The organism is Pseudoxanthomonas sp. CF125 (assembly GCF_900104085.1).
Taxonomy (GTDB): domain Bacteria; phylum Pseudomonadota; class Gammaproteobacteria; order Xanthomonadales; family Xanthomonadaceae; genus Pseudoxanthomonas_A.
Genome location: NZ_FNLD01000002.1, coordinates 904,148 through 923,385, shown reverse-complemented (window position 1 = coordinate 923,385; position 19,238 = coordinate 904,148). Strand labels below are relative to the sequence as shown.

Below are 19,238 nucleotides of genomic sequence, written 5' to 3'. Positions count from 1 at the left end.
GCATCTCCGGACAGGATGCAGAAAGAAAAAAACCCGCCTTTCGGCGGGTTTTTTCTTGTCCGGATCGGACTAGCGGGATGGAAACAGAACCCAGTCAGACGTTGAAGCGGAAATGCAGCACGTCGCCTTCCTGCACGCGGTATTCCTTGCCTTCCAGGCGCAGGCGTCCGGCTTCCTTCGATCCCGCTTCGCCCTTGTACTTGATGAAGTCGTCGAAGGAGATGGTTTCGGCGCGGATGAAGCCTTTCTCGAAATCGGTGTGAATCACGCCTGCGGCTTGCGGCGCAGTGGAACCGGCCTTGACCGTCCACGCGCGTACTTCCTTCACCCCGGCGGTGAAATAGGTCTGCAGGCCCAGCAACTTGTAGGCGGCGCGGATCACCCGATTGAGGCCCGGCTCGTCCAGGCCCATGTCGCTGAGGAAGGTGTCGCGGTCGGCGTCGTCCATCTGCGAGAGTTCCTCCTCGATCGCGGCCGACACCGGCACCACTTCGGCGCCTTCGGCGGCGGCGCGCTTGCGCACCGCGTCCAGGTGCGGATTGTTCTCGAAACCGTCCTCGGTGACGTTGGCGATGTACAGCACCGGCTTCAGCGTCAGCAGGAACAGATCGCACACCAGCCCCTTCTCTTCCTCGTCCAGGCCGACGCTGCGGCCGGACTTGCCGTCGCTCAGCGCGGCCAGCAACTTGGCCAGCACCGGCTTGCGCGCGGCCGCGTCCTTGTCGCCGCCCTTGGCGGCGCGCTCGGCGCGATTCAGGGCCTTCTCCACACTGTCCAGGTCGGCCAGCGCCAGCTCGGTGTCGATGGTGTCGATGTCCGACAATGGATCGACCTTGTTGTTGACGTGGATGACGTCGTCGTTCTCGAAGCAGCGCACCACGTGGGTGATCGCATCGACTTCGCGGATGTGGGCCAGGAACTTGTTGCCCAACCCTTCGCCGCTGGCGGCACCGGCGACCAGACCCGCGATATCCACGAATTCCACTGCGGTCGGCAGCACTTTCTGCGGCTTCACGATGTCCGACAGTTGGTTCAGGCGCAGATCCGGCACCGGCACCACGCCCACGTTCGGTTCGATGGTGCAGAACGGGAAATTGGCCGCGGCGATGCCCGCCTTGGTCAGCGCGTTGAAAAGGGTCGATTTGCCGACGTTAGGCAGACCGACGATGCCGCATTTGATGCCCATGGGTGGATCCGGGATTTGTGATTCGGGATTCGGGATTCGGGAAAGCGTCTGCTCTACCAAATCCCGAATCCCCAATCCCTAATCTCGGCTTGTGTGCAACCTCGTCATCGCATCCATGAAATTGCCGGCTACCGCCAGCGGCAGCACATCGATCGCTTCGTCGATGGCGCGGCCGATCGATATTTCATCGTCCTTGCCGGGCTTTCCCAACACCCAGCCGGTCACCTTGTCCTTGTGCCCAGGATGGCCGATGCCGATGCGCAGGCGGTGGAACTTGCCGTTGCCCAGCAGCTGCATGGTGTCGCGCAGACCGTTCTGCCCGCCATGGCCGCCGTCGAACTTCAACCGTGCAGTGCCTGGCGCCAGATCCAGCTCGTCGTGCGCCAGCAGCGCCTCTTCCGGCGCGATTTTCCAGTAGCGCAACGCGGCGGTGACCGACTTGCCGCTGAGATTCATGTAGGTGGAAGGCTTCAACAGCCAGATCGGCTCGCCGGCGATATGGATCTTCGCGGTTTCGCCGAACAGCTTGCTTTCCAGACCGAAGCGCACGCCTTCTTTTTCGGCGAGCGTGTCGACAAAACGGAACCCGGCGTTATGCCGGGTTCGCGCGTGTTCGGGACCGGGGTTGCCCAGCCCGACGATGAGACGGAGTCCTGCCATGACGAGTTCGCCGATGCGCCCGCCGAAGCGGGTGCACCGCAAGGCGATTACTTCTTGGGCTCTTCCTTCTTGGCGACCTTGGCGGCAGGCACTTCGGCGGCAGCGGCCGCATCGGTCTCTTCCGCTTCTTCCTGGCCGTACTTGGCGATAACCACGGCCACGTCGTGTTCCTTGCCCAGCTTCAGCTCGGGGATTTCGACGCCGCTCGGCAGCTTCAGGTCGGACAAGTGGATCACGGTGCCGACTTCCAGGCTGGACAGGTCGATCTCGATGAACTCCGGCAGGTCCTTCGGCAGGCAGCTGATTTCCACTTCGTTCAATTCGTGGGTGACCACGACTTCGGCGGCCTTGCCGGCCGGCGACTTCTCTTCGTTGAGGAAGTGCAGCGGCACCGAGACGCGCAGCGCTTCGTTCTCGTTCACGCGCTGGAAATCCAGGTGCATGATCTGCTGCTTGAACGGATGGCGTTGCATGTCGCGCAGCAGGACCTTCTGCACGTCGCCTCCCAGGCTCAGGTCCAGGATGGAGGCGTAGAACCAGTCGTTCTGGCTGGCGAGCCAGACGTCGTTGTGGTTCAGCTGGATGCTGACCGGCTTGAGTTCGCCACCGTAAACGATGGCAGGTACGGTACCGGCGCGACGCAGGCGGCGGCTCGCACCCTTACCCTCGTCTTCGCGGCGCTGCACCTTGATTTCATGTGTGATTGCCATTTTCACTTACTCACTATTGTTGCGTTATGCCGCCTCGCGGCGGCTCTGGAGACTCTCCCGCGACCAGAAGAGTCCTTCGTTCCCGGGAATCGGGAATCGGGAATGGAGAATCGAAAAAGCGGTTGCTTCAACGATTCCCTATTCCCCATTCCCGCCTCAGTCCACGTAGAGCGAACTGACCGATTCGCCAAAGGCGATCCGGCGGATGGTTTCGGCCAACAGCTCGGCCACGCTGAGCTGGCGGATCTTGCCGCAGGCGCGCGCGGCGGCCGACAGCGGGATGGTGTCGGTGACCACCAGCTCGTCCAGCACCGACGCGTTGATGTTGTCCACTGCCGGTCCGGACAGCACCGGATGGGTGCAGTACGCCGCCACCTTCAGCGCGCCCTGCGCTTTCAGCGCGGCAGCGGCGGCGCACAAGGTGCCGGCGGTGTCGACGATGTCGTCCACCAGCACGCAGGTCTTGCCTTCCACGTCGCCGATAATGTTCATCACCGTGGACACGTTGGCGCGCGGACGGCGCTTGTCGATGATGGCCAGGTCGGCGTCGTCCAGGCGCTTGGCCACCGCCCGCGCACGCACCACGCCGCCGACGTCCGGCGACACCACGATCAGGTTTTCCGTGCCGTAGGCGCGCCAGATATCGGCGAGCAGCAACGGCGACGCGTATACGTTGTCGACCGGGATATCGAAGAAACCCTGGATCTGGTCCGCATGCAGGTCCACGGTCAGCACCCGGTCCGCGTTGACGGCGGTGAACATCTTCGCCGCCACCTTGGCCGTGATCGGCACCCGCGACGAACGCAGGCGACGGTCCTGCCGCGAGTAGCCGAAGTACGGCACCACTGCGGTGACGCTGGCCGCCGATGCGCGCTTCAGCGCGTCGATCAGCACCAGCAGCTCCATCAGGTTTTCCGCGGTCGGCGCGCAGGTCGGCTGGATCACGAACACCTCCTGCCGGCGCACGTTTTCCTCGATCTCCACCTGCACTTCGCCATCGGAGAAGCGCGACACCATCGCCTTGCCCTGGCGTATGCCGAGCTCGCGGCAGATGCTAGCGGCCAACGGCTGGTTGGCGTTGCCGGAAAAGACAAGCAGGTTGCGTTCGTCTTGCATGTCGAAGTCCGGTTAAGGGGAATCGGGAATGGAGAATGGGGAATCGGAAAAGCGCTTGGCTTGAACGATTTCCTGTTCCCTATTCCCCATTCCCGAATTAGTGGCTGGGGCGGTAGGATTCGAACCTACGAAATGCCGGGATCAAAACCCGGTGCCTTAGGCCTCTTGGCGACGCCCCAGTGTTCAAAGCTGTCTAAAACGACTTCGCCAGGGAAACGTGCAACGGCGAGCGGTCCGCGCCCGCCGCGGTCCACGCGCGCAATCCTTCCGGCAATTGAGCGAGCGCCGCTTCGGCCGAAGCGCGATCACTGAATTCCACGAAACAACCGCTGCCGGACCCGGTGAGGCGTGGCGTGCCGATCCGCGAGAGCGTTGCGAACACGGCCTCTATGGCGGGTTCGCGACGACGCAGGACCGGCTCGAACGCATTGCCGAGCAAATTTCCCGAAACGAAGTCGGCTATTTTCGCGGGTGCAGCATTGCGCGTCAAATCAGGGGTTTGGAACAAGTCCCTGGTGGGCACGTGAATGCCGGGGTCGGCCAGCAGGTACCAGGCAGGAGGAAGCCGGATCGGGGTCAGCTCCTCGCCCACCCCTTCCGCCCAGGCATTCTCACCGCGAACGAAGACCGGGACGTCTGCACCCAGTTGCAATCCAAGGGCTGCCAACCGATCCAGGCCCAAATTCAGCCCCCACAAATGGTTCAGGCCGACCAACACGGTGGCGGCATCGGAGGATCCCCCGCCAAAACCCCCGCCCGCTGGAATGCGCTTTTCGACGGAGATGTCTGCGCCTTGGGTGATTTTTGCCTCCGATTGCAGCAACCGGGCAGCCCTGACCGCCAGGTCGTCCGCTTCGGCCACGCCTTCTGCAGACTCGCCGTGCCGGAAGATCACGCCATCGCCACGAACGCGCAAATGGAGGGTGTCCCCCCAGTCCAGCAGCCGGAATACGGTCTGCAGCCGGTGGTAACCGTCCTGCCGACGACCGGTGATCTGCAGGAACAGGTTCAATTTGGCGGGCGCCGGCCATTCGGACCAGCCCTGCCCTACGGCAAACCGACTCATTGCGGGCTGAAGTCCCAACTGTCCACGATCAGCCGGACCGTCGCCCGATCGCGCTGCGCCTCGATCCGGCGTGGCAGTTGCGGTTGCTGGCCCGCTGCATCGAACCACTCCCGGTAATCGATACGCCAGCCGGCCTGCTCGATCGTCTGCAGGCGGCCCTCGGTGGAAAAGGCCTGGGTCTCGACCGGCATACCCTCGGCGGAGAGGCCCTGGGCCCAGCGCGCCAGCGCGTTGACCGGTATGTCCCAACCGGTGGCTTCCAGCAGCAGGGCCTCGGCGTCCTCGCCTTCGCGCGGGCCGCCCTCCAGACCTTCCAACCGTCCGGCTTCCGAATGCGTGTCGCCGATCAGCCGCCAGCTCTGCCGGGTCACCGGCGCGCTCAGCGAAACCACATAGCGGGGCCCGTCCTGCTGCCAGTCGATCCTGCCGCTGCCGCCCTTGCCGGCGTTGTTGATGGCCACGCGGCCTTCGAAAGACCACTGCCGATGCCCGTCGAGCCAAGCCGCACGCTGGGCCTGGTTATTTTCGGCGGCTTGTATCGCCGCGGGCGCAGACAACGGCGGCGGCAGCGAGGCCTGCGGCGCCCGCGTCGCGCAGGCGGCCAACAGCAGCGATGACAAGCCTACGACCGTGAAGCGTGCGAGAGGAATCATGCGCCGGTCTTCTCCAGCGCACGCTGCAGCGAACGGTTCTCGGCGTCCAGCTTGCGCGATTCCTCGAAGAACTTGCGCGCTTCCTCCTGTTTGCCGGTGAACCACAGCACCTCGGCTATGTGCGCCGCGATTTCCGCGTCTTTCTGCAGAGTGAAGGCGCGGCGCAGTTCGACCAGCGCCTCGTCATTGCGGCCCAACCGGTAAAGCACCCAGCCATAGCTGTCGATGATCGCCGCTTCGTCCGGTTCGGCCGCGCGCGCGCGGTCGATCAGTTCCAGCGCCTCCTGATAGCGCGTGGTGCGGTCGGCCAGGGTGTAGCCGAGCGCGTTGAGCGCGGCGACATTTTCCGGATCGGTGACCAGGATCTTGCGCAGGTCGGCCTCGGCGCGGTCGATGCGGTCGCGCCGCTCCCAGGCCAGGCCGCGCGCATACAGCAGCGCATTATCGTCCGGGTAGGCGGCGAGCCCGCGCGCCAGCACGTCCAGTTCGCCCGCATCGTCGTCGTCTTTTTGCTTCAACTCCGCTTCCAGCAGATAAGCGCCGCGCCGCGCCTCATCGTCGGCACCGGCGTCGCTCTGCAGCGCGCGCGCGTCGGCGAAGGCTTCTTCCTTGCGGCCCAACTCGAACAAAGCATTGGCGATACGCAGACGCGCTTCGGTGCGCTGGGGGCCGCCGGGAACACCGCGATACCACTCCAGCGCTTCCTGCGGGCGCTTGAGGAATTGCGCGATCTGACCTATCAGCAAGCGGCGCTCGGGGTCGGGTTTGCTGGCATCCTTGCGCAACTCGTCGTAAAGCACGGTCAGCGTCATGGTGTCTTCGGCCTTGGCCAACAGCGAAGCACGCAGACCGTAAGTCTGGTTGTCCTGCGGACCGCGGGCCAAGGTGGCCGCCGCCTGCGCCGGGTCGCCCAGTGCGTCGTATTCGGCGGCGATGGCCAGCCGCAGTTCCGGCGCCAGCACGGCAGCGTTCGACAATCCGGCCAAGATCTTGCGCGTCTGCTCGGTATCGCCGGCCTGGCGCAGCTGGCTGGCGTGCAGCAAGGCGACCCGCGGCTCGCTCGGGAAGCGCTTTACCGCTTCGGCGACGATGCGTTCTGCCAGCCTTGGCTGCTCCAGCGACTGCGCCAATCCACCGAACGCCAGCCAGGCCTGCAATTTCGTGGGTATGGCGCCGGTGTCGACCAACCCGTCCAGCAGCCGCGCCGACAATGCCGGATCGCGGCCGCCGCTGCCCAGCACCGTCAGCGCATAGCGCCAGCCCATGTCGTCCTTGTCGCGCATCAGCGCGTCCAGCTCACGCCGGGCGCCGGGGACATCGTTCTTGCGCAAAGCCAAGGCGGCCTCGGCGGCGCGCATCGCCAGCGACTGCGGCGCGCGCTGGCGCCAGAGCTTGAGCGCCTGGGTGGCGCTGGCATCGTCGTTGGCCAGCAGGGCGATACGGGTGGCGCGCTCGGCCAGGCCGGCGTCGTCGTCGGCCTGGGCGGCTTGCAGATACCAGCGGGAAGCATCGGGCAGCTGGCCGGCCTGCAGGGCGAACTCGCCCGCCATGACCGTGGTCAGCGCGTCGGGGGGGCGCTTGTCGGCGGATTTGGGGGGTGCCGGCGCCGCCGACAGGGGGGGCGCGATGAAGAGCAGCAGCAGTACGCCAACGGTGATACGAATCATTGCGGGCATGTAAGCGAGCCGGGCCGTAAAATGGCGACCTTCGAATGGCCAGAAGCTTAACGCAAGCACCTGAACGATGACGTTGTGGGTACTCGGACTCAATCACCAGACCGCGCCGGTCGGCCTGCGCGAGCGCGTCGCGTTCGACGCGGCCGCCCTGCCCGCGGCCCTGTCTTCCTTGCGCGCATTGCCTGAAGTATCCGAAGCCGCGGTTCTGTCCACCTGCAACCGCACCGAGCTGTACGCCATCGCCGAAAATGACCGGGCGCTCAGCGACTGGCTGACTACGCATGCCGAGGGCCTGGACGGCTACCTGTACCGCCATAGCGACGCGGACGCCGTGCGCCATCTGTTCCGGGTGGCCACCGGCCTGGATTCGATGGTCCTGGGCGAGCCGCAGATCCTGGGCCAAGTTAAGGAAGCCTGGGTGACCGCACGCGAGAACGGCGCGCTGGGCAACGTCCTGGACCGCCTGTTCCAGCAGACGTTCGCCGTGGCCAAGCGTGCGCGCACCGACACTCGCGTCGGCGCCAATCCGGTTTCGGTGGCCTCCACCGCGGTGAGGCTGGCGCAGAACTCGTTCGCGCGTCTGGACGAATCCACCGTGCTGCTGATCGGCGCCGGCGAAACCATCGAGCTGGCCGCCCGCCACCTGAGCGAAGGCAAGGTGCGCCGGCTGCTGATCGCCAACCGTACTCTTTCGCACGCGCAGGATCTGGCCACGCGCCACGGCGGCTATGCCCTGCCGCTCACGGAGTTGGACAGGCATCTGGCCGAAGCCGACGTAGTGTTCTCCGCGACCGCCAGCCGCGAACCCATCCTCACGCATGCGCAAGTGGCCGCGGCGCTGGCCCGGCGCAAGCACAAGCCGATGCTGCTGTTCGACCTGGCCGTGCCGCGCGACATCCAGCCCGCGGTGGCCGAGCTGGACGATGCCTACCTGTATACCGTCGACGACCTGGAACGCGCGGTCGAAGACAACCGTCGCGGTCGCCGCGAGGCCGCCGAAGCCGCCGAGGCGATCATCGAGCTGCAGGTCGCGCGCTATATCGAGAACCTGCACGCCAGCTCCCGCCAGGAACCGCTCAAGCGCCTGCGCGCGCATGGCGACGCCGCGCGCGAAGACGTGCTGGCCAAGGCCCGCCAGCAACTGGCCAACGGCCGCGATGCCGAAGAAGTGCTCGACTTCCTGGCCCACACCCTGACCAACCGCCTGCTGCATCCGCCGACCGCCGCCCTGCGCGAGGCTGCCTTGTCCGGCGATGCGGATCTGGCGCGCGCCGCCGACAAACTGTTCCCGGCTCAGGCGCCCTATTCCCACCTCAAGAAAGAAAATGACGCCGACCCTGCGCCGTAAACTCGAAGCGCTGGCCGAACGCCGCGAAGAACTCGAACGACTGCTGTCCGACCCGAGCGTGGTCGCCGACAACGACCGTTTCCGCAAATACTCGCGCGAGTTCTCGCAGCTGGAGCCGGTGACGATCGCGCTGACCGAGGAGGCCAACGCCAAACGCGACCTCGCCGCTGCCGAAGCGCTGCGCAACGATCCGGAGCTTCAATACGATAAAGGCATGCGCGAGTTGGCCGAAGAGGAAATCGCCAGCGCGCAGGCACGCCTGGCGCAACTGGAAGACGAGCTCTCATTGCTGTTGGTGCCCAAGGATCCGCGCGACGATTCGGATCTGTTCCTGGAAGTGCGCGCGGGCACTGGCGGCGACGAAGCGGCGATCTTCGCCGGCGACCTGTTCCGCATGTACGCGCGTTATGCCGAACGCCAGGGCTGGAAAGTGGAAGTCGAATCCGAAAGCCCGGGCGAGCATGGCGGCTACAAGGAAATCGTGGCCAAGGTCAGCGGGCGCGGGGCGTTCTCGCGTTTCAAGTTCGAATCCGGCACCCACCGCGTGCAGCGCGTGCCGGAAACCGAATCGCAAGGCCGCATCCATACTTCCGCAGCGACGGTGGCCATCATTCCCGACGACGATGCGGTGGAAGAGGTCGTGATCAATCCGGCCGATCTGAAGGTGGATACCTTCCGCTCTTCCGGCGCCGGCGGCCAGCACGTCAACAAGACCGAATCGGCGATCCGCATCACCCACATTCCCAGTGGCCTGGTGGTGGAGAACCAGACCGCGCGCTCGCAGCACGCCAACCGCGAACATGCGATGAAGCGGCTGAAAGCGCAGCTGCTGGAAGCCGAGCGCAGCAAGCAGGCCGCGGCCCAAGCCGAGTCGCGCAAGCTGCAGGTCGGCAGCGGCGACCGCAGCCAGCGCATCCGCACCTACAACTTTCCGCAGGGACGCATCACCGACCACCGCGTGGAAGGCCTCACCCTGTACGATCTGCCCAACATCATCCAGGGCAACCTGGACGAATTGCTGGAACGCCTGAGCCGCGAGCACCAGGCCGACGAACTGGCCCGTTTGACCGAGAGCGCGTAGGTCGGGGCTACGCCCCCGACTGCAGTAACCAGTCGCGTCGGGGGCGTAGCCCCGACCTACGGGATGTGCATGGGTTTCGTGATTCGGCGTGCGAGCGTGGACGATGCGGACGCCATCGCGCCGTTGTTCGATCTCTACCGCACCTTCTACCAGCAACCCTCCGATCCGGCGCTGGCGCGCCGCTTCATCGGCGAGCGGCTGCAGCACGAACAATCGGTGATCCTGCTGGCCGAACTCGACGGCAAGGCGGTCGCGTTCACCCAGTTGTTTCCCTCATTCTCTTCCGTGCGCGCCGGCCGCTCCTGGATCCTCAACGATCTTTACGTGCAGGCTTCCGCACGTCGCAGCGGCATCGCACGCGCGCTGCTGCAGGCGGCCGCCGACTTCGCCCGGGCCGACGGGGCGATCCGGCTGGAACTGGAAACCGACCCGGACAACCGCAGCGCGCAGGCGCTGTATCGGCACATGGGCTGGGAGCCTTACGAAGGCACGCTGCGCTTTCGGTTGCATCTGCAGGATTAGTTTCCGACGGACCGCCGACCTACATCCACATACCCGCGACAACCCTGCAACCGGATTCGCAAACAAACCCGTTCGTGGTGAGCTTGTCGAACCACGCCTTTGGAGCAAAAAGCGATTTCCCTCCAAGCCTCTATCTTGCGAAGAGCGTGGTTCGACAAGCTCACCACGAACGGTATCCGGGGTTTATCACGGACGGCATCCAGGCTCACCACGAAAGGCATCAGGGCCACCAAGAAGCGCATTCCAAGTTCACAACGAGCGGCATCCCAGGCTCACCACGGACGAATTACTGGTTCGCTGCCTTCATAGGTTAGGCTTCGCAACATGACCGCCAAACCCGACTTGATTCCCCTGCAGCTCTGCGTGCTGACCGTTTCCGATTCACGCACCCTGGCCGACGATAAATCCGGCGACTATCTGCTGGCTGCGCTCCAAGAAGAAGGCCACCGCTTGGCCGAACGCGCGCTGCTGCCGGACGACCGCTACCGGCTCCGCGCACTGGTTTCGAAATGGATCGCCGACGATGGCGTGGACGGCGTGCTGGTCACCGGTGGCACCGGCTTCACTGGCCGCGACTCCACGCCCGAAGCACTGCTGCCATTGCTCGACAAGGAAATGCCTGGATTCGGCGAACTGTTCCGCGCGATCAGCTTCGAGGAAATCGGCACTTCGTCGTTGCAGTCGCGCGCGTTCGCGGGCTTGGCCAACGGCACCTTCGTGTTCTGCCTGCCCGGCTCGACTTCGGCCTGCAAAACCGCCTGGGAAAAGATCATCCGTGCGCAGTTGGATGCGCGCACCAAACCCTGCAACCTGGCTACCCTGCGCCCCCGTTTGAAGGAGTGAACGCATGCCGCTCAACACGCTGCAGCTGCTGGCCAAGGCCAGCGGCCTCACCGCCACCGACATCGCCACTGCAATTCCACGCGCGGGCGTGGCCACGGTCAAAGCCTGGCTGAGCGGAGACAAGCTTCCCGGCAAGGATCAGGTCAACGCATTGGCGCGCACGTTCGGCGTGCCAGCCGGCGCGTTGCTGTCGGAACTGGCCAGCACCTTCGATCCGGCTCGGACCAAGGGCGAGCACGATCTTCTGGCGGCCTACCGCGCGCTCAACACCCGCCAGCAGGGCGCATTGCTGGAAGTAGCCCGCACCATGGCCGACACCCACGCCGTCAGCCGCAGGAAAACGAGGAAATGAAAAAGCTCAAGCGCAAGGAATACGAGAAACTGCTCGAACCGTTGCAGCTTGAACTGGTGAACATGTCGCGCTGGCTGCAGCATTCCGGCAAACGCGTGGTGGTGGTGGTCGAAGGCCGCGACACCGCCGGCAAGGGCGGCGTCATCAATGCAATCTCCGAGCACCTCAATCCGCGCCAATGCCACGTCGTGGCGCTGGGCAAACCTAGCGAAAGGGAAAGCACGCAATGGTATTTCCAGCGGTATGTGCCGTACCTGCCCGCGGCGGGCGAGATTCTGTTGCTGGATCGCAGCTGGTACAACCGCGCCGGCGTCGAGAAGGTGATGGGTTTCTGCGATGACGGCCAGTACCGGGCTTTCCTGAAGCAGGCGCCGGTGTTCGAACAGCTCCTGGTCGACGACGGCGTCCTGCTGTTCAAGTACTGGCTGACAGTGGACCAGTCCGAACAGGAGGAACGTTTCGCCGAACGCCGGGAGGATCCGCTCAAGCGTTGGAAGCTGTCGCCCATCGATGTCCAGGCGCAGGCGCGGTATGCGGACTACACCAAGGCCCGCGAAGCCATGCTGAAGGCCACGCACAGCCGGCACGCCCCTTGGACGCTGGTCGATTTCAACGATCAGCGGCGGGGGCGGCTCACCCTGATCAGCAACCTGCTGCATCGGTTGCCGGACACGCAGGTGCCGGATGCGCAGCTGGATTTTCCGGCACTGAAGAGCAAGCCGTTGAAGGAGCGCTTCAGCGTGATCAAGCCGATTGCATCGTTCGACGCGGACGATTGACCGGCAACGTGTTCTGAAGTGACCGTGGGAGCGGCGTCCCGCCGCGAGCTCCTGACCACCCTGGGAAGAAGCGAAGAGCTCGCGGCGGGACGCCGCTCCCACGGTTTCTGGCGGTTGCTGAATGCGGCCTTGAATGGCGCAGGAGGATTTCGCCACCCAGTCAATCCGTGTCCTGTCGCTGTCCGCAGAAGACAACGTAAAGACAGATCGTGGCGCACACACGCATCGCTTTCGAATCGCGCGGACATGCGCAACAAGCACTGCATTTCTTAGTGTGACGATCGCTGCAATATCAGCACGCAGTGCCTTGACACCACCATCGTTGCCCACCAGTGTCGGACCCGCCAAACAGCGCCGCACATTGCATGCAGGCGCACCGCTCACGGCTTCGTAACATCCCGCAACACTCTTGTCGTTCTTGCCTGAGGGAACAAACGCGCCGCAGCCGCATCGCCGCGCGCAAGCGAATCGCAGACGCCGTTGTGCGCCTGCGTCGATCCTCACCGTCAGGTATCTGGAGAACGCACCATGAGCACTAGAGTGATGAAAGCCTTGCTGTCCGGCTGTCTGCTGGCGGCGTGGATAGCGCCCACGCAGGCGCAGGCGCAAAGCGTCAGTTGCACGGGAGTGGCCGCATGGAATGCATCCACCATCTACAACCCCGGCGACAAGCTGGTTTACCAAGGCAAGCTCTATCAAGCGCAAATCTCCATCTGGAACGCGCCGCCCACTCATTGCCCTAGCTGCGGCTGGTATCTGGACCTAGGCACATGCGGCACCGGCGGCACCAACCAATCGCCGACCGTCTCTCTGACCGCGCCGGCCAACAACGCGACTTTCACCGCAGGCGCCACCATCACCGTCTCGGCGAACGCCGCCGACAGCGACGGCACTGTCGCCCAAGTGCAGTTCTTCCGCGGCTCCACCTCGCTGGGCGTGGACACCAGCTCTCCGTACAGTATCAGCTGGAGTAACGTTGCCGCAGGAAGCTACGCGATCAAGGCCGTGGCCACCGACAACGCCGGCGCCACCGGCACGTCCGCGCTGGCCAACATCACCGTCAATCCGGTGACCTCGCCCGACACCACTGCGCCCAGCGTGCCTGCTGGCCTGGCGGCTCCGTCGGTGACCTCTTCAAGCGTCAACCTGACCTGGACCGCTTCGACCGACAACGCCGGCGGCAGCGGCGTGGCCGGATACGACGTCTACCGCAATGGCGGGCTGGTGGGCTCGTCTTCCAGCACCGGTTACACCGACAGCGGGCTAAGCGCAGCCACCGCGTACACCTATCGCGTGCGTGCGCGCGACAACGCAGGCAACGCTTCGGCGCAAAGCGGACAGATCACCGCGACCACCAGCCAGGGCGGTGGCGGCGGCAACAAGCGCGTGCTGGGTTACTTCACCCAGTGGGGCATCTACGGGCGCAACTACCGGGTCAAGAACATCGACACCAGCGGTTCGGCGGCCAAGCTGACCCACATCAACTACGCCTTCGGCAACGTGCGCAACAACATCTGCGAAGTCGGCCTGACCATTCCTTCCAACGAGTCCACCGGCGCAGGCGGCGATGCGTTCGCCGACTACACCAAGGCCTTCAGTGCGGCCGAAAGCGTAAGCGGCGCCGCCGATACCTGGGACCAGCCGCTGCGCGGCAACTGGAACCAGCTCAAGCAGCTCAAGGCCAAGTACCCAAATATCAAGGTGCTGATCTCGCTGGGCGGCTGGACCTGGTCGCGCGGATTCGCCAGCGCGGCGCGTCCTGAAAATCGCGTGGCGTTCGTGACCTCCTGCGTCAACGCCTACATCCGCGGCAACCTGCCGGTCACCGACGGCGCGGGCGGCACCGGTGCGGCGGCAGGTGTGTTCGATGGCATCGATATCGATTGGGAATATCCCAATGCTTGCGGCCTGTCGTGCGGCGGCGCCGAAGACCGCGCCAACTTCACCGCGTTGCTGGCCGAATTCCGCCGTCAGCTCAACCTGGTGCGTCCCGGCCTGTTGTTGACCATCGCGCCGGGCGCGGGCGTGGACAAGATCGCCGCCACCGATCCGGGCCAGTACCACCAGTACCTGGATTTCATCAACGTGATGACCTACGACTTCCACGGTGCTTTCGAACCCCGCACCAACCACCACTCGGCGCTGTTCGCTTCGCCCAACGATCCTTCCACGGGCGACGTCAAGTTCTACAACAGCAATGACGCGATCGAGGCCTTCCTGGCGCGCGGCGTGCCTGCCAGCAAGTTGAATCTGGGCATCGGCTTCTACGGCCGCGGCTGGACCAACGTGGCCAACGTCAACAACGGTCTGTACCAGACCGGTAGCGCGGCACCAGGCACGTACGAGTCCGGCATCGAGGACTACAAGGTGCTCAAGGACCGGCCGGGCACGATCTACACCGACGCCAATGCGCGTGCGACCTGGAAGTACGACGGCAACACGTTCTGGACTTACGACACCCCGGCGCTGATCACCGAGAAGATGAACTACGTGAAGGTCCAGAATCTGGGTGGTGCGTTCTTCTGGGAGTTCAGTGGCGACGACGCACAGGGCACTCTGGCCAAGACTGTAGGCAACGGCTTGCAGTAAAGCATCCGTCTGGAAGCAGAAACAGGGCGCCGAACGGCGCCCTGTTTTTATGCGGCATCCGTAGCATCTTGAAGAAATCGTAGGGCGGGCATTGCCCGCCAGCTCTTTTCCGTGGCGCGGAAACGCGGCGGGCAATGCCCGCCCTACGCCACTCAGGCGATATGAAAACCCTGCGGCAGCGGCCCTTCCCAGTCCTCTCGCACGATCCCGGCCACTGTCGCTGCAGGCGGACCTTCCCGCAGCCAGCGCGCCAACGTTTCCAGCGACTCTTCATCGCCCGCGGCGATCACTTCCACTCGCCCATCAGCAAGATTGCGCACGCTGCCCGACAGGCCAAGACGCAATGCCTGCTGGCGAGTGGACGCACGGAAGAAAACCCCCTGCACCTTGCCGCTGACCCAGAACCGCGACGCCGGCATGACATTACTTCGCCGCTTTGGGCGAACCGGCCGAAGCGGTTACCGCTTCTATTTCCTTGGCGGTGACCGGACCCAGGAATTGCTTGGCCACCTTCCCATCCGGCGCGATCAGGTAGGTCATGGGCAAGCCGCGCGGCGTGGCGAAATCCTTGGGCGGGTTGTAGACGTCGAGGATGGCGACGGGATAGACCACCGGGCGCGTCTTGAGGAAATCGCGCATGGCCTGCGGTTCTATCTCTTCGTAGGCCAGACCCACGACTTCTAAGTCTTCCCTTTGCTTGTCCAGCGCCGACAGCTCGGGCATCTCCTTGAGGCAGGGCGCACACCAGGTGGCCCAGAAGTTGACCACCACCCATTTGCCGCGATGGGCCGCAAGGTCGTAAGCGGATCCTTCCACCGTCCCGATCTTGAGTGCCGGAACCTCGGCGGTCGTCTGGCCTGAAACGGCGTCGGGCGCGGTGGCTTCCGGCACGACCGGCGGAGTCGATGCAGACGGAGCCGCCTCTGCGTCGCGTTTGCACGCCGCCAGGGTGAGCAGAAGAATCGCGCCGCAAAACATCGTCTTGGATTTCATGGTCCTGGATTCCATGGTCTGGATTTCACGCCCCGCTATTGCCTTCGTTCGCATAAAGATCGCTGACCCTGCGCTTCAGCAACACACGCAGGGGAACGCGCAGCTCGTCCAGAGCGTTCCTGGCCGCGATGCCCAACTGGTCGTCGTGGCAAGGCAGGTGCGCCTCGGCCACTGGAACGCGCAGCTGGCAGGCTTCGTACAGTTCGGCCAGGGTCATGTCGTCCAGATCGCGCGCCAACAGCCACTCGCCCTGCTCGTCGCGCCGCAGTAGATTGATATCGCCCAGCTGGCACAGAAGCTGCTGCGCCAGGGAATCGGTGAGGATGGGCTCCATGACGAGTATCTGGTCGCTGTGCAGGCCTCGCCCCTCTTTGCGCGCCTCGTCGAAGCGTCCGAGCAGGCGCAGCAGCGCATAGAACTCGTATCCCAGCGGCAGCCGCATGGACACCGGCTGATAGCGGAACGCCGAGATGGCCGAGGCGAAAGAAGCGCCCAGCAGGATCGCGATCCATCCCAGGTAGATCCACAGCAGCAGGATAGGCAGCACCGCTACCTGGCCATAGATGTTCTGGTACGAATTGAAGCTGCCCAGATACACGCCCAGCGCCCACTTGATGAGCTCCAGTAGAATCGTGGCTATCAGCGCACCGGCCACCGCGTAACGCAGCTTGATAGTGCGGTGGGGCACCACGCGGTAGATCGCGGCGATGGCGGCGAATTCGATCAGTATCGGCGCAAGGGTCAGGCTCAAGGTCTGCAGGATCTTGCCGCCGCTGGTGGCGAAAACCGGCAGCGCGAAGAAGCGCACCGAGATCGCCAGCGAAGCGGCCGCCACCAGCGCGCCCAAAGTAAGCACCGTCCAGTACACCAGGAAGCGGCTGAGCTGGGGACGGGTCGTGCCCACTCGCCAGATACGGTTGAAGGTGGCTTCCACGCTGTTCAGGGTAATCAGCAGCGAAACCACCAGGGCGATCACGCCGGCCGCGGTCAGCTTGCCGGCGCTGGCCGAGTATTGCTTGAGGTATCCCGATACCGAACTCGCAGCGCTGGGCACGAAGTTCGAGAAAATGTAATCGCTGAGCTGGTCGCTCCATTCATTGAACACCGGGAATGCCGACAGTACCCCGAACACGACCATCGCCAGCGGCACCAGCGCGAAGATGGTGGTGTAGGCCAATGCAGCGGCGGCCTGGAACAGACGGTCGTCGAGGAATCTTTTAGCCAGGAAACGCGCGAAGGTGCCCATGCGCGCGCGGTCGCGCATGCGTTCGCTCCAGCGGTTCAACGAATCCAGTGGTTCCATTGCCGGAAGGTTACCCGATGCGCGGAGCCGGCGACATCGCCGATACTAGGCGCCATTGCAACGATTGGGCGGGACCATGCCGGAAATCCTGGTGCTCTATTACAGCCGCGGCGGGTCGGTGGCGCGGCTGGCCAAGCAGGTCGCGCGCGGCATCGGCGAAGTCGCCGGCATGAGCGCGCGCCTGCGCAGCGTGCCGCCGGTGGCCGCGGTGACCCAACAGGCCTCGCCGCCGGAACCGGAGGAAGGCGCCCCCTACGTGCAGGCGCGCGACCTGGCCGAATGCGCCGGACTGGTGCTGGGCAGCCCTACCCGGTTCGGCAACATGGCCGCTCCGCTCAAGCATTTCATCGACGGTCTGGGTGCCGAGTGGGCCAGCGGGACGCTGGTGGACAAGCCTGCGGGGGTCTTCACCTCCACCGCTACCCAGCATGGCGGACAGGAATCGACGCTGCTTTCCATGCAGGTCCCGTTGTTGCATCACGGCTGCGTGATCGTCGGCATTCCTTACACGGAGCCGGCCCTGAGCACTACGCGCGGCGGCGGTACGCCTTACGGCGCCAGCCATGTGTCCGGCATGGCGGACGACCCGCAGCTAAACGAAGAGGAAGCGATCCTGGCCCGTGCGTTGGGCCGGCGCGTGGCGGAGATCGCCAGACGTCTGGGGTCGGCGGCATGAAGGCGTCGCGCGTGGTCCTGGCGTTGTCGCTGTTCGCCCTGTCGGTGCTGTTCTCCCTGTGGTTCCACGACAGCAAGCTGCGTGTGGCCGCGATGATCTTCTTCACCCTGCCGCCGCTGCTGTTGCTGGTCGGTGTGCTGCGCGGCAACGCCAAAGCCGTGTTCTGGGCCGGCGTACTGGGCCTGTTCTGGTTCAGCCACGGGGTGATGGAAGCCTATACCTTGCCTGCCGAGCGCGCCTATGCCCTCACCGAGGTCGTATTGGCGGTCATGATCATCATGGCCGGCAATTGGCCGGGCGTCAGCGCGCGGTTCGGCAAGAAGAAAACGGCAGGCGGCGCATGATCGCTTCTGCGCGCGTTCCCGCTGCTTTAGCGGTCCTTGCCCTGTTGATTTTCGCCGCGCAAGTCCGCGCCGATGAGAACTGCGAGCCGGTCGCCGAACAGGTGGCTACCAACGCGGATCAATCGACGCTGTCGGTGACCACGGTCTGCGACAAAGAAGGAATCCGCAGCTACCTGATGCGCGCCCGAACCGGGGACGGCCGGACCGACCAGAAAACCGTGGAAGTGGAGACCGAGTACACGACCATGGGCAGCGCCAACCTGGTCGATATCGACGGCGACGGCTATCACGAAGTGGAAGTGCGTGGCATGTGCGGGGCCGGGCCCAACTGCGAAGGCGAACTTTACCGCATCGATCGCAGCACCGGAAAACTGGAACTTTTCTTCAGTGGCGGCTATTCCGACCTGTCGGTGATCGACGGCTATCTGGTCGAGGCCGGCCGCGCCAGCTGCTGTTCGTGGGAATACCATGCCTACCGCCTGCACGGCCGCACCGGCACGCTGGACTACGACAACATGGATTTCATGGTCGAAGTAGGCGCCGACCTCGACAGCGAAGAAGAAAATGCGCCGGCGCGCTGCACTTTCAGCCGCAGCATCGAGGGCGCGCGCCAAGTCATGCCTCCGCCAGGTCGCGAATGGCTGCAGCTGTGCGAACTCTACGGCGACTACCGCCTCACCACACCCCAAGAAGCGAGCGCGGCCGAAGCGGCCAGGAGCGCGCAGGAGTAAGCGAAATGGAAGAACTGCTGATCGTCACCACCGGTGGCACCATCGACAAGATCTACTTCGACGACAAGTCCGACTTCCAGGTGGGCGATCCGCAGATCGGCCGCATCCTGCAGGAGCTGGGGGTGGCGTTCCGTTTCAATGTGATCCCCATCATCCGCAAGGATTCGCTGCACATCAGCGACGCCGACCGCGAACTGGTGCGCGACACCATCGCCGCGCAAGCCGCGCGGCACGTGCTGATCACCCATGGCACCGACAGCATGGTCGCCACCGCCAAGGTGCTGTCCAGCATCGAAGGCAAGACGATCGTGCTGACCGGCGCGCTGAACCCCGCGCGTTTCCGCGGCTCCGACGCCGAGTTCAACATCGGTTGCGCGGTGGGCGCGGTGCAGTCGTTGCCCGCCGGCGTCTACATCGCCATGAACGGGCGCATCTGGGACCCGGCCAAGGTGCGCAAGAACGTTTCCGCCAATCGCTTCGAAGCCGCGGATTGACCCTCCTCTCCCCTTGTGGGAGAGGATGCCCGCAGGGCAGGAAAGGGGAGCGTGAGCGCAGCGAGCGTGCTTTCTTGCTTCCGCTTCCTATTAGCCGAAAGATCAAAAGCCGACCC

Annotated in this window: 21 protein-coding genes and 1 tRNA gene; 11 read left to right on the top strand and 11 right to left on the bottom strand. The window is 64.5% G+C overall.

Annotation, left to right across the window (positions count from 1 at the left end; translation table 11 throughout):
- Positions 1-94 precede the first annotated feature (94 nt).
- The 8 genes from ychF to BLR66_RS13560 form a co-directional block, all read right to left on the bottom strand.
- Positions 95-1,186 carry a redox-regulated ATPase YchF gene (gene ychF, locus BLR66_RS13595; RefSeq protein ID WP_093287671.1) on the bottom strand — a complete coding sequence of 364 codons (1,092 nt, stop codon included), beginning with the start codon at positions 1,184-1,186 and terminating at the stop codon, positions 95-97.
- A 78-nt stretch (positions 1,187-1,264) separates the two neighbouring features.
- Positions 1,265-1,846, bottom strand: a complete 582-nt coding sequence (gene pth / locus BLR66_RS13590) for an aminoacyl-tRNA hydrolase (protein WP_093287964.1) — start codon at positions 1,844-1,846, stop codon at positions 1,265-1,267.
- A gap of 47 nt (positions 1,847-1,893) precedes the next feature.
- The gene (locus tag BLR66_RS13585; protein WP_093287666.1) at positions 1,894-2,556 is read right to left on the bottom strand and encodes a 50S ribosomal protein L25/general stress protein Ctc; all 663 of its coding nucleotides are present in this window, start codon (positions 2,554-2,556) and stop codon (positions 1,894-1,896) included.
- Positions 2,557-2,712: 156 nt separating this feature from the next.
- A complete protein-coding gene (locus tag BLR66_RS13580) occupies positions 2,713-3,672 on the bottom strand; it encodes a ribose-phosphate diphosphokinase (RefSeq protein ID WP_093287663.1) in 960 nt (319 codons plus the stop codon).
- Positions 3,673-3,773: 101 nt separating this feature from the next.
- Positions 3,774-3,851: transfer RNA gene (locus tag BLR66_RS13575), tRNA-Gln, on the bottom strand.
- 14 nt (positions 3,852-3,865) lie between these two features.
- Positions 3,866-4,738, bottom strand: a complete 873-nt coding sequence (gene ispE, locus BLR66_RS13570) for a 4-(cytidine 5'-diphospho)-2-C-methyl-D-erythritol kinase (protein ID WP_093287660.1) — start codon at positions 4,736-4,738, stop codon at positions 3,866-3,868.
- Entirely contained in the window at positions 4,735-5,391 is a 657-nt protein-coding gene (gene lolB / locus BLR66_RS13565; protein ID WP_093287656.1) for a lipoprotein insertase outer membrane protein LolB, read from the bottom strand. Before lolB ends, ispE begins: the two co-directional genes overlap by 4 nt.
- A complete protein-coding gene (locus BLR66_RS13560; protein ID WP_093287652.1) occupies positions 5,388-7,067 on the bottom strand; it encodes a tetratricopeptide repeat protein in 1,680 nt (559 codons plus the stop codon). The genes lolB and BLR66_RS13560 overlap by 4 nt, the downstream gene beginning before the upstream one ends.
- A 67-nt stretch (positions 7,068-7,134) precedes the next feature.
- Between BLR66_RS13560 and hemA the strand changes: the two genes are divergently transcribed.
- The 7 genes from hemA to BLR66_RS19510 all read left to right on the top strand — a co-directional run bounded on the left by hemA (position 7,135) and on the right by BLR66_RS19510 (position 14,581).
- On the top strand, positions 7,135-8,415 hold the full coding sequence (hemA, locus tag BLR66_RS13555) for a glutamyl-tRNA reductase (protein ID WP_093287648.1): 1,281 nt from the start codon (positions 7,135-7,137) through the stop codon (positions 8,413-8,415).
- Positions 8,393-9,496, top strand: coding sequence for a peptide chain release factor 1 (gene prfA / locus BLR66_RS13550; protein WP_093287643.1), 1,104 nt, complete (start codon positions 8,393-8,395; stop codon positions 9,494-9,496). Before hemA ends, prfA begins: the two co-directional genes overlap by 23 nt.
- 69 nt (positions 9,497-9,565) lie before the next feature.
- On the top strand, positions 9,566-10,018 hold the full coding sequence (locus BLR66_RS13545) for a GNAT family N-acetyltransferase (RefSeq protein WP_093287639.1): 453 nt from the start codon (positions 9,566-9,568) through the stop codon (positions 10,016-10,018).
- Positions 10,019-10,342: 324 nt separating this feature from the next.
- Positions 10,343-10,861 carry a molybdenum cofactor biosynthesis protein B gene (gene moaB / locus BLR66_RS13540; RefSeq protein ID WP_093287634.1) on the top strand — a complete coding sequence of 173 codons (519 nt, stop codon included), beginning with the start codon at positions 10,343-10,345 and terminating at the stop codon, positions 10,859-10,861.
- A gap of 4 nt (positions 10,862-10,865) precedes the next feature.
- Positions 10,866-11,213, top strand: coding sequence for a hypothetical protein (locus BLR66_RS13535; protein ID WP_093287630.1), 348 nt, complete (start codon positions 10,866-10,868; stop codon positions 11,211-11,213).
- Positions 11,210-11,992 (top strand): polyphosphate kinase 2, encoded by a 783-nt coding sequence (gene ppk2 / locus BLR66_RS13530; RefSeq protein WP_093287626.1) that lies wholly within the window; start codon positions 11,210-11,212, stop codon positions 11,990-11,992. Before BLR66_RS13535 ends, ppk2 begins: the two co-directional genes overlap by 4 nt.
- A gap of 543 nt (positions 11,993-12,535) precedes the next feature.
- Positions 12,536-14,581: a glycosyl hydrolase family 18 protein gene (locus BLR66_RS19510; protein ID WP_093287622.1), complete on the top strand. Its 2,046-nt coding sequence runs from the start codon at positions 12,536-12,538 to the stop codon at positions 14,579-14,581.
- A 152-nt stretch (positions 14,582-14,733) separates the two neighbouring features.
- On the opposite strand, the gene BLR66_RS13520 is transcribed toward BLR66_RS19510, so the two are convergent.
- Genes BLR66_RS13520 through BLR66_RS13510 form a run of 3 tightly spaced genes read right to left on the bottom strand, consistent with a single transcriptional unit; the run spans position 14,734 to position 16,877 of the window.
- Positions 14,734-15,000: an acylphosphatase gene (locus BLR66_RS13520; protein ID WP_093287617.1), complete on the bottom strand. Its 267-nt coding sequence runs from the start codon at positions 14,998-15,000 to the stop codon at positions 14,734-14,736.
- Between the two features lie 4 nt (positions 15,001-15,004).
- Positions 15,005-15,574 (bottom strand): TlpA family protein disulfide reductase, encoded by a 570-nt coding sequence (locus tag BLR66_RS13515; protein WP_093287614.1) that lies wholly within the window; start codon positions 15,572-15,574, stop codon positions 15,005-15,007.
- A 25-nt stretch (positions 15,575-15,599) separates the two neighbouring features.
- Positions 15,600-16,877: a YihY family inner membrane protein gene (locus BLR66_RS13510; RefSeq protein ID WP_093287609.1), complete on the bottom strand. Its 1,278-nt coding sequence runs from the start codon at positions 16,875-16,877 to the stop codon at positions 15,600-15,602.
- A 76-nt stretch (positions 16,878-16,953) separates the two neighbouring features.
- Between BLR66_RS13510 and wrbA the strand changes: the two genes are divergently transcribed.
- From wrbA to BLR66_RS13490, 4 genes are read left to right on the top strand one after another with little or no spacing between them, the layout of a single operon-like run.
- Complete coding sequence (gene wrbA / locus BLR66_RS13505) at positions 16,954-17,553, top strand: NAD(P)H:quinone oxidoreductase (RefSeq protein ID WP_093287604.1); 600 nt, start codon at positions 16,954-16,956, stop codon at positions 17,551-17,553.
- The gene (locus BLR66_RS13500) at positions 17,550-17,897 is read left to right on the top strand and encodes a DUF2069 domain-containing protein (RefSeq protein ID WP_093287599.1); all 348 of its coding nucleotides are present in this window, start codon (positions 17,550-17,552) and stop codon (positions 17,895-17,897) included. Before wrbA ends, BLR66_RS13500 begins: the two co-directional genes overlap by 4 nt.
- Positions 17,894-18,628, top strand: coding sequence for a hypothetical protein (locus tag BLR66_RS13495; RefSeq protein ID WP_093287596.1), 735 nt, complete (start codon positions 17,894-17,896; stop codon positions 18,626-18,628). The genes BLR66_RS13500 and BLR66_RS13495 overlap by 4 nt, the downstream gene beginning before the upstream one ends.
- A 5-nt stretch (positions 18,629-18,633) precedes the next feature.
- The gene (locus tag BLR66_RS13490; RefSeq protein WP_093287593.1) at positions 18,634-19,122 is read left to right on the top strand and encodes an asparaginase domain-containing protein; all 489 of its coding nucleotides are present in this window, start codon (positions 18,634-18,636) and stop codon (positions 19,120-19,122) included.
- Positions 19,123-19,238 lie beyond the last annotated feature (116 nt).